This is a genomic window from Parageobacillus galactosidasius, from assembly GCF_002217735.1.
Classification (GTDB): Bacteria; Bacillota; Bacilli; order Bacillales; family Anoxybacillaceae; genus Parageobacillus_B; species Parageobacillus_B toebii.
Genome location: NZ_NDYL01000002.1, coordinates 66572 through 79853, shown reverse-complemented (window position 1 = coordinate 79853; position 13282 = coordinate 66572). Strand labels below are relative to the sequence as shown.

Genomic DNA, 13282 nt, shown 5'->3' with positions numbered 1-13282 from the left:
GTTTTTGTTCATTCAATAATAATGCAAATACCGTGCCAAGACTTAATATATCCATAAAATAAATAATTTTTTAACATATAAACAATAAATATGGTGAAAAAAATCACCGTAAAAAAGGAAAAGCTTGAAAAAACATCGAATAGGATTAGTAGTGATTTTTTTCACCACATGTTGAATTTTTTCACCATTAACAAAAAATAAGGAGGTCCTCTGTATGAAACAAACAATCATCGATCCGCATATATGGGAGAACATTTTTTTCTCCCTCCATAACGGGGTCATTGTTGTAGATCGAAACGGGAAAATTTTATTAATCAACGCTTCTGCCAAAAAACTTCTCCAGATAGAAAACGAAAATTGGGAAGGAAAAGATATTCGAGATCTTATTCCAACTACTCAGCTTCCTCATGTGTTAGAGAACGGAACAAGTTCGATTGGAGTAAAGATGAACATCGCGGGACGCCAATGTCTCGTCAATCGAACTCCGTTGTACCGAAATGGCGAACTAATTGGAGCGATCGGTGTCCTCGAAGATATATCGCAAATGGAACACTACCATACTCTTCTTAAGCAAATGGAAACAATTATTGAATTTTCTACAGATGGCATTTATGTTGTCGACCAAAACGGTATAACGACAATGGTAAACTCTGCTTATGAAGCCATTACAGGTTTCCGTCGAGAAGAGCTTGTCGGGAAGCATATGCATGATCTAGTGAAAAAAGGATATATTGATCAATCCGTTTCTCTTCTTGTTTTACAACAAAAAAAACGAATTTCCATTTTGCAAAAAATAGGTGGAAAAAAAGATGTCATTGTCACTGGAAACCCTGTTTTCAACGAGCAGGGAGATATTGAAATGGTCGTGACAAGCGTTCGGGACATCTCTCATCTCATCCAAATGAAAGCAGAATTAGAAAAAGCAAAAAGTTTCTCGGAAATGAGCCAACACCGCTATACTTTTTCCGTCGATGGCTCAAAGGAACAAATCGTCTTTCGCAGCCCGTCTATGAAACAGCTTTTTGACAAAGTCGAACAAGTTGCTCCTTACCCTACTACTGTTTTACTAACCGGTCCATCTGGCGTAGGGAAAGAAGTCATTGCCAACTTGATTCATCATCTAAGTCCGCGAAAAAATAAACCGTTTATTAAAGTAAACTGTGGGGCTATACCAGAACCATTACTTGAATCCGAATTATTCGGTTATGAAAAGGGAGCATTTACAGGAGCGCGACAAGACGGAAAAATCGGCCTACTGGAACTAGCAGACAAAGGAACCATTATGCTTGATGAAATCGGGGAAATGCCATTATCCTTGCAAGTAAAGCTGCTGAGAGTATTGCAAGAAAAACAAGTTCAACGAATCGGAAGCCATAAAACAAAAAAACTAGATGTGCGTATTATCGCCGCAACAAACCAAAATTTGAAAGAGCTTATTTCACAAGGAAAATTTCGTGAAGATTTATATTATCGGCTACAGGTCATCGAAATGCATATTCCTCCATTGGCTGAACGACCTGAAGATATCGAGCCGTTAATTGACCATTATTTTTCATTTTATTGCAAACTATATCGCATCAATAAACATTTATCTCCTAAAACAAAAGAGATTTTGCAACGTTATCACTGGCCTGGAAATGTAAGAGAGCTGAAAAACCTTATGGAAAATATGGTCGTTTCCATCCCATCCCAACTCATCGAACCTCACGACCTTCCATTGCACATTTATGACCAAACGACAGATACGCCCCCACTCACGCTCAAAGAACGCGTCGAACAGTTTGAAAGACGCCTCATCCAAGAAGCAATTGAAAAACATACATCGCTGCGTAAAGCAGCAAAACAATTAGGAATCGATCATTCCACACTCGTGAAAAAACTTAAAAAGTGGAAGAAAGATGAAAAAACGTTGCGCCGGTGCTAATGCACCGGCGCGTTGCCGCTTCTCGGGAAAAATGTTAAATTGTATCCATATAAATCATCATAATAATCTATTCATCCCCTCTACCACTTCCTTAACCTCTTTCATCAACAACCTCACAATCTCCCTCGCCGGCATGTCTTTCGCTAGGCGATAACCCTGCCCCGCCCATAAGGACATCATTTGCGGATCGCTTGCTTGGGCGGCTGCTTTGCGAAGATGCCTTGTCATGTGATGAATGTGCGGATACGCCGCAGGGGCCAGTTTATCATATTCGATCAGAAAACGATTTACTAATCCGCGCGCAGGACGTCCTGTAAACGCACGGGTGACGGCAGTTGCTTGAAATTGCGGGTCAATGAGCGCGTTTTTATGCAACGGATTCGCCCCACTTTCCGGGCAGCGTAAAAATGCTGTGCCCAATTGGGCAGCGCTCGCTCCGGCCGCAAGCACCGCGGCAATATCGCGTCCATGCATGATGCCGCCAGCGGCAATGAGCGGGAGGTCTACTGCCTCGCGAATTTGCTGCAGCAACACAAGCAAACTTACATTCTCATCTGCCGTTTCATCATTGCGAAACGTCGCGCGGTGTCCTCCCGCCTCCGGCCCTTGCACACATAACGCGTCCGCTCCTTGCTGTGCCGCTATCAATGCTTCTTCCGTTGATGTAACAGTCACAATAACAAACGAACCATTGTCTTTCAGTTTTGCGATGATATCAGACGAAGGGCAGCCAAATGTGAAACTAACGACAGGGACTTTTTCTTCATACAAAACAGAGAGTTTCGCTTCCCAATCGTCATCATCCCATTTTGCTTCCCCAAGCGTCACACTAAAACGCTCTGCTTCTTTTTCTAATACTTGTTGATAGCGAAGAAGCGCTTCCATATCAACATCCTCTTCATTTGGCACAAACACATTGACACCAAACGGGGCATCCGTTAGTGTGCGAATCGTCATAATCTCCTTTCGCATCTCTTCCGCCGTTTTATAACCTCCAGCTAAAAATCCGAGCCCACCTGCATTCGATACAGCCGCGGCTAGCTTTGGAGTTGAAACTCCTCCAGCCATTGGTGCTTGGATAATGGGAACTGAAAGTGTATGTAGCATTTTCCTCACCTTTCTCCATAAAGTAACTTCATATAAGTCTTCACAATATATCCACAAAATTCCTGCAGAAAAAATAATATTATGTCTAAGAGTCTTATCCATGATTCAATGCTAGTAAATCATTTTTGCAATCAACTTTTTGAAAAAACAATGCCATGTTCTGAAAAAACATAATTAAAACGAATAATCGTCGTTTATAATATAAGCAAGAAGCAAAAACAAAGGGGGGTGGATGTTGTTATGAGCTTCCCCAAAGAAGATTTTGTCTCTCTCGAAGAATTTTACAAAATGAGAGAAAATACTGAAAGGATATTAGAATATATTGACGGCATTGTCTTTATGTCACCATCGCCTTCTACTAAACATCAACGAATTTCAGGAAGACTTCACGCTAAATTATTCAATTTTTTAGAAGGCAAAGATTGTGAAGTGTTCCACGCACCTTTTGACATAGAACTAAAAAACGATAAAATGGAAGGAACGAAAATAGTGGTCCCTGATTTATCGGTTATATGCGATAAAAGCGGATTGATGGAAAATAAATTTGTTGGAGTTCCAACACTCATCATCGAAATATTAAGCCCCTCTAACCAATCCCACGATCTCGTTTTTAAACTGAACTTATATATGCAATATGGTGTAAACGAATACTGGATCGTCAATCCAATGCTAAATATTGTTCAAATTTATTCCCTAAATGATGAGGGGCAATATCAACAGCTGGATGCGTTGAAGGAAAAAGGGATAGCTCGATCCGAGGTGCTAAAAGGATTTCAAATCAACTTAGAAGATCTTTTCAAATGAAAAACCGACCTTAACATCTGGCCGGTTTTTTCTGTCCTATACAACAACTCCATTACTGGCAAGGTATATATTCTTAGCTAAATGATAGCCTCGTACCGTCAATAATTTTTCAAATACTTACAAAAAAAAACAATGAATCTTCTACATCATTAATCATTTTATGAAGCGACGTTCTTAACAGAAAACAGCCCTTGTCTAAAAGATTTTAAACAAGGGCAAGCCCTATTATTTCCCTTGAAACTTCGGCTTCCTCTTTTCTAAAAACGCGCGGACGCCTTCGCGATGGTCTTCGGTTTGCCGCATTTTTTGCTGTGCTTCTGTTTCAAGCTGAAGCACTTTTAACAATTCATCTTTTGTCAACTTGGCGTACAACGTTTTCGTGGCGATCATTGCCTGAAGCGGTTTTGCTTGCCATTCAGCGATTTTTTGTTCGATTTGTTTTTCATCTTCGGCAACAAAGTCAACGATGCCAAGCTGGTACGCTTCTTCGGCGTTCATTGGCTTTCCTTCCCAAATAATGTGTTTTGCTTTCACTTCACCGACTCGTTTCGCCAAATGAAAATGCCCGCCGCCGTCTGGGATGAGGCCAATGCCGATAAAATTCATCGCTAAGCGTGCTTCTTTTGTCGCGATGACATAGTCGCTTGCCAAAGCAAAACTTAGTCCTAACCCCGCCGCTGGCCCATGGACAATGGAAACGACGATTTTCGGCAAGTTGTATAATGTCATAATGACTTCTTGAATGGTGTTCATAATTTCAGGAAATTTTTCTGGGTCATCTACACTTAGCATCGTTTTAATATCGCCACCGGCGGAAAATCCTCTCCCTTTTCCGCGAATGAGAACAATCAACGCATCGCTTTGTTCAATTTCACGCAGCGCTTCTAGTAATTCATTTAGCATTTGCTCATTCATCGCGTTTAACGAATCTGGGCGATTTAGTTCCAATACGGCTACATTTCCTGAAAACGAAAGTACTACTGTTTCCATGTTCATCCCCCTTGTTTGACCAATTTCCCTTTATTAAATTCCTCACTGCATCCTAAAATTCCTTTTTTTCAGAAAAAAACCGTACCACCATCGAAGGTGATACGGATGATGATTAACGATTGCGATTGAAAATAACGAGTTTCAATTCCGTCATTTCTTCAATTGCATAACGAAGCCCTTCGCGGCCGACTCCGCTTTCCTTGACGCCGCCGTATGGCATATGATCGACACGGAAGGTCGGAATATCGTTGATGAGTACACCGCCGACATGCAATTTTTCTGCCGCTTCCCATGCAACATGTACGTTATCCGTATATACACCTGCCTGCAATCCGTAGCGTGAATCATTGACGAGCTCAATCGCCTCTTCGATCGAACGAACGCGGTTAATGAGAACGATTGGCGCGAATACTTCCTGGCACGATACTTTCATCGTTGGTTTTGCGTCTAAAATAACGGTTGGAAGTAATATATTTCCTTCTCTTTCTCCACCGAGGGCAATGGTTGCCCCATCTTGTTTTGCTTCTTTGATCCATTCGAGCGCCCGATCGACGTCTTTTGGAGTAATTAATGCCGAAACATCGGTGTTTGGATCCAATGGGTCGCCCACTTTCAATTGTTTCGCCGCAGCGATAAATTTTTCGACAAACTCCTCATACCGCTTTTCATGCACGTAAATACGCTGAAGCGAAATACATACTTGCCCTTGGAACGAAAATGCACCAAAGACGCAACGTGGAATTATTCGATCGATGTCCACTTGTTCATCGACAATGACCGCGGAATTAGAGCCAAGTTCGAGTGTTACCCGCTTTAACCCCGCTTTATTGCGAATGCCGATTCCCACTTCCGGGCTGCCGGTAAAGGTGATCATGCTGATGCGCGGGTCTGTCACGATTTTATCTCCAACGGTTTTGCCGCTTCCCGTTACGACGTTTAATGCTCCTTTTGGAAGCCCTGCGTTTTCAAATAGTTCCGCGATAAAGTACGCGGAAAGCGGCGTTTGGCTTGCCGGCTTTAACACAACGGTATTTCCGGAAGCAATCGCTGGACCTAGTTTGTGGGCAACAAGGTTCATTGGAAAGTTAAATGGCGTAATCGCGCCGATAACCCCAATCGGTTCTCTGACGGTGAAAGCAACGCGATTTTCCCCGCCTGGCGCAGCGTCAAGCGGAATCGTTTCGCCGTGAATTCGTTTTGCTTCTTCCGCGGCAAATTTATACGTTTGAATCGTCCGCGCTATTTCTCCTTTTGCCGTCGTAATCGGTTTTGCCGCTTCGAGCGCAATGATCTGCGCCGCTTCTTCTGCTCGTTCTTGCAGCTGTGCGACTACTTTTTCTAAAATCTCCGCCCGTTTGTATGCCGGCATGCTGGCCATTTCTTTTCTCGCTTCATACGCTGCAGCAATCGCCTCTTCGACTTCCTCTTCCGTCGCCACAGGAATTTCTGCCAACGCTTCACCCGAATAAGGAGATGTTAATGTGGTATACGATTTTGCTTCCACCCATTCACCATTAATATAGAGTTTCTTTTTATCCACCGTTGTTTTCATCGTTTCCCTTCCTTTCTTCCTGTTTTTAATCTCCTATTTCTTACATTACAACATGACGCTAATTTGGCTAATCGTTTTCTCTACACCTCCAACTGCCGGGCAATAAATAATAGTAAAAAAGTTTGCAAGCAGACACTGCGCACTTTTCGCTGTTGACACGCAACTGTTAATTCTTTATTCGGCATTTTATTTTGGAATCCTTCTCAAGTTCTTCAATGGCTTGTGCACAGCAACAATATGTCTTGCGATGTTGCTGACACGTCTTTGCGTTATACCTAATAGCTCTTTCATATGAAAACAGAACATGCATTCCTATGAAATGGTGCGTCGCCCTTATATTAATTATAGGAAAAAACACGTTCGCAAATATTTTTGTTCGCACTAGGCTCTTGCTTCAAGCATTGTGACAACTCATATCCAGACAATCCTCCCTATCCGAGACATAAGCAGACAAAGAGGCCTTGTTTCTTGTATGATAAAATTAATACCAATCATAGCAAGGAGTGTCAGGAGTATGAACATTATCCCTACCCATCTTCTTGACCGCTCAACTGTAAAGCAATTTTTTATCACCCATTGGGGAAGCCCGCAAATGGTCGTTTCAACGGGAGTGTATGATTGCAGCGAGCTGGACGGTTTTGCCGCTCTCCAAGACAACGGGGAAATAGCTGGGCTGATCACCTTTGTCATCCGTGGTGAGGAATGCGAGATTGTTTCGCTAGACAGCGTAATCGAAAACCACGGAATCGGCAGCGCTCTTTTGAAACAAGTAGAAACATTCGCCGCGCAGCATGGATGTAGCACGATCCGCTTAATCACAACGAACGATAATTTACACGCTTTGCGCTTTTATCAAAAACGGGGTTACCAGATTGTCGACGTTTTCCCGAACGCCGTGGAAAAAGCAAGACAAATGAAACCGAGCATTCCGCTCGTTAGCGCAGACGGCATTCCGATTCGGGATGAGTTTTTGCTTGTAAAACAGCTTCACACATCATAAAAACACATCCCCGTCCTATTGATGGGGATGTTCCTCCTTAAACTATAGCGTTCAACAATACGATGAACACAAACGCGGCAATGGAAATAATCGTCTCCATCACGGTCCATGTCATCAACGTTTCTTTGACAGTCATTCCGAAATACTCTTTAATCATCCAGAAGCCAGAGTCATTGACATGTGATAGAATGAGAGATCCAGCTCCCGTCGCTAATACGAGCAATTCTGTGTTCACACCAGGCATGCTGGCGGCAATTGGGGCGACAATGCCGGCCGCAGTCATCATCGATACCGTCGCAGAACCTGTCGCGATCCGGATAAGCGCGGCAATCCCCCATCCTAATAGGAGCGGAGACAAATGGGAATGCTTCGCTAAATCGGCGATTTGCTCGCCAATGCCTGAGTCAAGGAGCACTTTATTGAACGCACCGCCAGCGCCGATAACTAGTAAAATATTCGCAACTGGACCAAGGCAGTCGTTCGCAAATTTTAACACTTTATCGCGATTAAAGCCGCGCACGTAGCCAAGGCTGAAGAATGAATAAATCGTTGCGATTAACAATGCAACAATCGGATCCCCGATAAATCGCAGCACTTTAGACGCATCAGACGTTTGATCCAACGTTACATTGGCAACAGAAGCGATTAACATCAAAATAACCGGAAGCAAGATGGTGAATAATGTGTTTCCGAAGCCAGGCAAATCTTTCGTTTCTTTATGCTGCACAAGCTGTTCGGCAATTTCTGCCGGCACTTTTTTATGCATGCGCAACCCAATCCATTTTCCAAAGAGCGGGCCGGCGATAATCGCTGTCGGCAGCCCGACAATAATCGAGTAAAGAATCGTCATTCCAACATCTGCTTTAAATATACCGACTGCGGCCATCGCAGCTGGATGAGGCGGCACAAGCCCATGCACAACCGACAATCCAGCAACAAGCGGAATTCCAATCGTCACGAGCGAAATCCCCGTCTCCATTGCAATCGTAAATACAAGCGGAATTAATAGCACGAATCCTACTTGGAAAAATACAGAGATACCTACTAAGAATGCTACGACCATCATTGCCCAATGGACGCGTTTTTTCCCAAAACGATCAATCAACGTTTTCGCGATTCGTTCCGCACCTCCGGATTCAGCCATCATTTTTCCAAGCATCGTCCCGAGCGCCAAAACAATCGCTAAAAAGCCAAGCGTATTTCCAAGACCAGTTTTAATCGAATCAATAATTCCCGGCGTTTCCGGTGATGGCGCGACCAGCGGCATGCCCATCGCAAGCCCGACACCAACGGACGTTAAAATTAAGGCGACAAACGGATGCATTTTCGCAACCGTAATCAATAACAGCAATACAACAATCGCTGCAATGACAATAGCAATTCCCATGTTTGTTTCCCCCTCTGTTGTTCTTGATGTGAACTAAACCGATTTAGTAATGATGCATAACTATGAATTCTTCCGTTGAAACGAAGCAATAACATCAAATTCATCTTTTAATCGATCGTATAACCGCATATACATATCAAACAGTTCTGAATAAATAAGGGTATTTTCTTGATTTGGCACATGGCGTGATGTAATTTGAATCCAAGTTTTCACCGTATCTAGTGATGGAATGTCGCCAAGCGCATACAAAGCAAGCGCTGCGGCTCCTAATGCGGAAGCTTCGTGCGTTTCTGGGACAAGCAGCTCTTTCCCCATCATATCCGCAAGCATTTGGCGCCAGAACGGTGATTTCGCAAAACCGCCTGATACACGAATTTCCGACAGCGGTCCTGTAACATCACGAATCGCCAAGGCAACAGAAAAGACGCTCATGCACACACCTTCCATCACCGCGCGAATAAAATGTTCCCGCTTGTGATGAAGACTGATGCCGAAAAATGTCCCTCTTGCGTTCGCATTCCAGTACGGCGCCCGTTCACCGGATAAAAACGGCAGAAACAAAAGCCCTTCCGAACCTGCCGGAACCCGTTCCGCATATTTTGTAAGCAAATCATACGGATCAATGCCGAGCTTTTTCGCCACTTCACGTTCCTGGCCGCCAAATTCATCACGGAGCCATCTTAGCAAAATGCCGCCGTTATTCGTCGGCCCACCGACGACCCAATGGTTTGGTGTCAGCGCGTAACAAAACGTTCTCCCTTTTTCATCTGTTTTCTGAACAGAAGAAATCGTACGCACCGCACCGCTCGTTCCGATCGTAATCGCCGCTTCCCCTGGTAAAATCGCCCCGACACCAACGTTGGCCAGCACCCCGTCACTAGCCCCGACAACGACAGGTACGTCCGGATCCAAGCCCATTTGTTGCGCCCATTCTTTTTTCATTCCTCGCAATATGTGTGTCGTTGGCACTAAGCTTGACAACTGCGCTCTTGTAATACCGAGAAACTCGAGAACATCCGCATCCCAGTCAAGCGTATCTAAACGAAACAGCCCCGTTGCTGAAGCGATCGAATAGTCGACAACGTATTGACCGTATAATCGGTACAACACATATTCTTTCATGGACACAAATTTATGTGCTTGACGAAATAAATCCGGCTGTTCTTCTTTTAGCCAAAGCAATTTCGGAAGCGGGGACATCGGATGAATCGGCGTTCCTGTCCGCTTATAAATATCCAATCCATTCATTTCATTCAAAAGACGCTCTGCCTGTTCAACACTGCGATTATCCGCCCAGATGATGCAGCGGGTAAGCGGGCGTCCTGAGGCATCAAGCGCCATTAAAGAATGCATCGCCGCGCTAAATCCGATCGCTTTCACCTGATTAGAAGCAATATTCAATTTCGACATGACAGCGTTTACAGTTTGGACAACAGCCGAGAAAATCTCCTCTGGATCTTGTTCCGCCCAGCCTGGATGCGGCTGTACAATCGGATAATCAATCGCATGGGAGGCAAGCACTCGTCCCTGTTCTCCAAACGCTACCGCTTTTGTGCTCGTCGTTCCGATATCGACGCCAATCACAATTGGTTGTCCTTCTTTCATGTTGATTCCCTCTCTTTCCTATTACGTTTTTTCTTTTACCGATCCTCGTTCGATAAACGTAGGCGGAAAGCGAAAAATTTGCGGTTGATGCTTTTTTTCTTTTGTGATCTGCAGAAACAAGCGCTCTGCCGCTTTTTTTCCCATCGCAAACGTCGGTTGTGCGATTGTCGTCAGCGTCGGTGTATAGACATGGGCAAACGGAACATCGTCAATGCTAATGATGGCCAGTTCATCAGGAACTTTAATATGATTATCTTTAATAAAATATAAAACTTCCATCAACGTTAAGTCATTAATCGCAAACAACGCTTCCGGAGGACGACCAGAAGCAAATAATTTCGCTAATCCATTCTGAATAGATGGGATTTTCATTGTGATAAAATAATCATCAACAACTGGAAGCCCTTTTTCCACTAACGCTTGCCGGAATCCTTCAATGCGCTCCACCCTTGGAATGACATGGGAAACAAGCGGTGGAGCAACAACTCCGATGCGTTGGTAGCCACGATCGGCAAAATATTCGACCGCTAATGCGGCAGCTTTTTTATTATCAAGCAAGATTGCATCCGCTTCAATCCCCGGAACCATCCGGTCCACAAACACGAGCGGAAATCGCTCTTTGACCATTTTTTGATATATATCGGCATTTTTTCCTGTTGGGAAAACGATCAAGCCATCGACTTGTTTCGCGAGCAACATCTCAATATATTTTTTCTCTTTTTCCGGATCGTCATCGGAATTGCAGACAATGACATGAAAGCCGCGCTCTTGACATGCTTCCTCAATGGCATGCAGCACCTGCGTCGTAAGCATGTGCAAAATATTGAAGACAATGACTCCGATTGTCATTGTTGTTTTCTGTTTTAAGCTGCGAGCAATAATATTCGGTTGATATCCTAGCTCTTCAATTGCTCGAGCAATTCGTTTTCTCGTTTCTTCGCTCATATATTCATAACGTTTATTTAAATATTGCGATACGGTGCTTTTCGAAACATTGGCTAACTTCGCAACGTCGGCCATCGTTACTTTCTTCAAGGGGATCCCTCTTTCATTACTAAATCGATTTAGTATTTAGAAACGTTTTCATAAACCGGTTTAGTAGAATTATAAAACAAATTGAAAACGTTTTACAACCATATTTTAAAAGAAAAAAATAAACATATTTAACGAAATATTTACATTATTTAAAAAATAAGTTAACAAATCAATTGTATGATCATAATAAGTACATAATTATTGTAAGGAGGAAGCAAAATTGAAAAATATTGGGCAGAAAATTATCAGTTTTGCGTTAATCGGATCCCTCACAGCTGGCTCTTTTGCTTTCGCTGCGCGCGAAGAAGCAAAACAAGAGAAAAAACAAAAACCGATTAAAAATGTCATTATGATGGTGATGGATGGGGCAAGCGCCGGAGCTACGACATTAGCAAGATGGTACAAAGGAGAACCGCTCGCTTTAGACGAAATGGCAAGCGGCGCTGTCCGTACGTACTCAGCGGAATCGGCGATTACCGATTCAGCTCCGGCCGCAACAGCAATGGCTACCGGATTTAAATCAAATGATAAGTATATCGGGGTCCTCCCAAGTGTCGTCAATTCGCCTGGATTACAGCCGATTCCGAAAGAACAAGCGCTTAAGCCGGCAGCCAATGTACTCGAAGGAGCCGAACTAGTGGGAAAATCAACAGGGATTATCGCAACAGCCGCCATTCAACATGCGACGCCAGCTGGTTTCTCCGCACATGTTCCACACCGAAACTTGTTTCCAGACATCGCTGAACAACAAGTATATCAAAATATAGAAGTTGTCTTAGGTGGAGGAAAGGATGCATTGCTCCCTGGAAACAAAACAAACAACCGAAAAGACAACGAAAACATGCTAGAAGTTATTAAGAAAAAAGGATATGACATCGTAGAAACGCGCGAAGAACTACTTCGTTCAAAATCGAACAAAATTTGGGGCGTGTTTGCGGATGACGCGCTTGCGCAAGATATGAACCGTCCATATATAAGACCTAATGAACCAACGCTAGCGGAAATGACGAAAAAAGCAATCGATACACTGTCAAAAGATAAAGATGGATTTTTCCTTTTTGTCGAAGGAAGCCAAGTCGACTGGGCCGCGCATGCGAACGATCCTGTCGGCATCATCAGCGAAGTGTTAGCGTTTGACAAAGCGGTCAAAGAAGCGCTTTCCTTTGCGAAAAAACGCAACGACACGCTTGTAATTGCTGTGACAGACCATGGCAACAGCGGTATTACAATCGGAAACCGCAACACCGATCAATCATATCCTGAAACCCCTGTTTCCGCATATATCGACCCGCTGAAAAAAGCGAAAATGACATTAGACGGAGCAATGAGCCAATTAAAGGCAGACAAATCAAACCTAGAAGAAGTTGCCCGTTTATACGGATTAGATTCATTAACAGCCGAAGAGAAGAAAAGATTAAGCGAATCGACGAATCTTCGCAAAACATTCTCAGAATTGCTCGCCGCGCGTGCTAATCTCGGATTTACAACAGGCGGACATACAGGGGAAGATGTATTTCTCTATGCTTACGGTCCGAATCGTCCAATTGGCACCTTTGAAAATACGGATTTAGCCCACATCATGGCAAAAGCGATGGGCTTTGACTTAAAAGATTTAAATAAACGGTTATTTGTCAACGCCGAAAAAGAATTCGAAGCAATAGGGGCAACCGTTACGATTGACCAAACGGACGCACAAAATCCTGCCCTCATCGTAAAGAAAGGAAATACGACGGCGAAACTCCCTGTAAACAAAAACATCATGACCGTTGGAAACAAAACGTATGAATTAGAAGGACTTGTCGTTTACAGCGCGGACCAGTTTTGGGTTCCAAAACATGCCATCAAGCTCTTTCAACAAATTCGATAGTATATCAAAAG

The 13282-nt window shown here is 43.6% G+C and carries 10 protein-coding genes; 4 read left to right on the top strand and 6 right to left on the bottom strand.

The window, feature by feature from the left end:
• Nucleotides 1-214 precede the first annotated feature (214 nt).
• Nucleotides 215-1924 carry a sigma-54 interaction domain-containing protein gene (locus B9L23_RS09665; RefSeq protein WP_089097541.1) on the top strand — a complete coding sequence of 570 codons (1710 nt, stop codon included), beginning with the start codon at nucleotides 215-217 and terminating at the stop codon, nucleotides 1922-1924.
• Between the two features lie 57 nt (nucleotides 1925-1981).
• On the opposite strand, the gene B9L23_RS09660 is transcribed toward B9L23_RS09665, so the two are convergent.
• Entirely contained in the window at nucleotides 1982-3031 is a 1050-nt protein-coding gene (locus tag B9L23_RS09660) for a nitronate monooxygenase (protein WP_089097540.1), read from the bottom strand.
• A gap of 240 nt (nucleotides 3032-3271) precedes the next feature.
• On the opposite strand from B9L23_RS09660, the gene B9L23_RS09655 reads away from it, so the two are divergent.
• Nucleotides 3272-3835, top strand: a complete 564-nt coding sequence (locus B9L23_RS09655; RefSeq protein ID WP_089097539.1) for a Uma2 family endonuclease — start codon at nucleotides 3272-3274, stop codon at nucleotides 3833-3835.
• A gap of 225 nt (nucleotides 3836-4060) precedes the next feature.
• Here B9L23_RS09655 and B9L23_RS09650 read toward each other — a convergent pair whose 3' ends face one another.
• Nucleotides 4061-4825, bottom strand: a complete 765-nt coding sequence (locus B9L23_RS09650; RefSeq protein ID WP_015863758.1) for an enoyl-CoA hydratase — start codon at nucleotides 4823-4825, stop codon at nucleotides 4061-4063.
• 112 nt (nucleotides 4826-4937) lie between these two features.
• Nucleotides 4938-6377, bottom strand: coding sequence for an aldehyde dehydrogenase family protein (locus B9L23_RS09645; RefSeq protein WP_089097538.1), 1440 nt, complete (start codon nucleotides 6375-6377; stop codon nucleotides 4938-4940).
• 514 nt (nucleotides 6378-6891) lie between these two features.
• Here B9L23_RS09645 and B9L23_RS09640 point away from each other — a divergent pair.
• Nucleotides 6892-7377 carry a GNAT family N-acetyltransferase gene (locus B9L23_RS09640; protein ID WP_089097537.1) on the top strand — a complete coding sequence of 162 codons (486 nt, stop codon included), beginning with the start codon at nucleotides 6892-6894 and terminating at the stop codon, nucleotides 7375-7377.
• Nucleotides 7378-7414: 37 nt separating this feature from the next.
• Here B9L23_RS09640 and B9L23_RS09635 read toward each other — a convergent pair whose 3' ends face one another.
• From B9L23_RS09635 to B9L23_RS09625, 3 genes are read right to left on the bottom strand one after another with little or no spacing between them, the layout of a single operon-like run.
• Nucleotides 7415-8764 (bottom strand): GntP family permease, encoded by a 1350-nt coding sequence (locus B9L23_RS09635; RefSeq protein ID WP_089097536.1) that lies wholly within the window; start codon nucleotides 8762-8764, stop codon nucleotides 7415-7417.
• 60 nt (nucleotides 8765-8824) lie between these two features.
• A complete protein-coding gene (gene gntK / locus B9L23_RS09630; RefSeq protein ID WP_089097535.1) occupies nucleotides 8825-10369 on the bottom strand; it encodes a gluconokinase in 1545 nt (514 codons plus the stop codon).
• A gap of 21 nt (nucleotides 10370-10390) precedes the next feature.
• Entirely contained in the window at nucleotides 10391-11404 is a 1014-nt protein-coding gene (locus B9L23_RS09625; RefSeq protein ID WP_062678062.1) for a LacI family DNA-binding transcriptional regulator, read from the bottom strand.
• A 220-nt stretch (nucleotides 11405-11624) separates the two neighbouring features.
• On the opposite strand from B9L23_RS09625, the gene B9L23_RS09620 reads away from it, so the two are divergent.
• A complete protein-coding gene (locus tag B9L23_RS09620; protein WP_089097534.1) occupies nucleotides 11625-13271 on the top strand; it encodes an alkaline phosphatase in 1647 nt (548 codons plus the stop codon).
• The last annotated feature ends 11 nt before the right edge of the window (nucleotides 13272-13282 follow it).

Excerpts from the sequence above, each read along its gene's own strand:
- B9L23_RS09645 (WP_089097538.1), bottom strand. The coding sequence starts at position 6,377 with ATGAAAACAACGGTGGATAAAAAGAAACTCTATATTAATGGTGAATGG.
- B9L23_RS09635 (WP_089097536.1), bottom strand. The coding sequence starts at position 8,764 with ATGGGAATTGCTATTGTCATTGCAGCGATTGTTGTATTGCTGTTATTG.
- gntK (WP_089097535.1), bottom strand. The coding sequence starts at position 10,369 with ATGAAAGAAGGACAACCAATTGTGATTGGCGTCGATATCGGAACGACG.
- B9L23_RS09640 (WP_089097537.1), top strand. The coding sequence starts at position 6,892 with ATGAACATTATCCCTACCCATCTTCTTGACCGCTCAACTGTAAAGCAA.
- B9L23_RS09650 (WP_015863758.1), bottom strand. The coding sequence starts at position 4,825 with ATGGAAACAGTAGTACTTTCGTTTTCAGGAAATGTAGCCGTATTGGAA.
- B9L23_RS09660 (WP_089097540.1), bottom strand. The coding sequence starts at position 3,031 with ATGCTACATACACTTTCAGTTCCCATTATCCAAGCACCAATGGCTGGA.
- B9L23_RS09665 (WP_089097541.1), top strand. The coding sequence starts at position 215 with ATGAAACAAACAATCATCGATCCGCATATATGGGAGAACATTTTTTTC.
- B9L23_RS09655 (WP_089097539.1), top strand. The coding sequence starts at position 3,272 with ATGAGCTTCCCCAAAGAAGATTTTGTCTCTCTCGAAGAATTTTACAAA.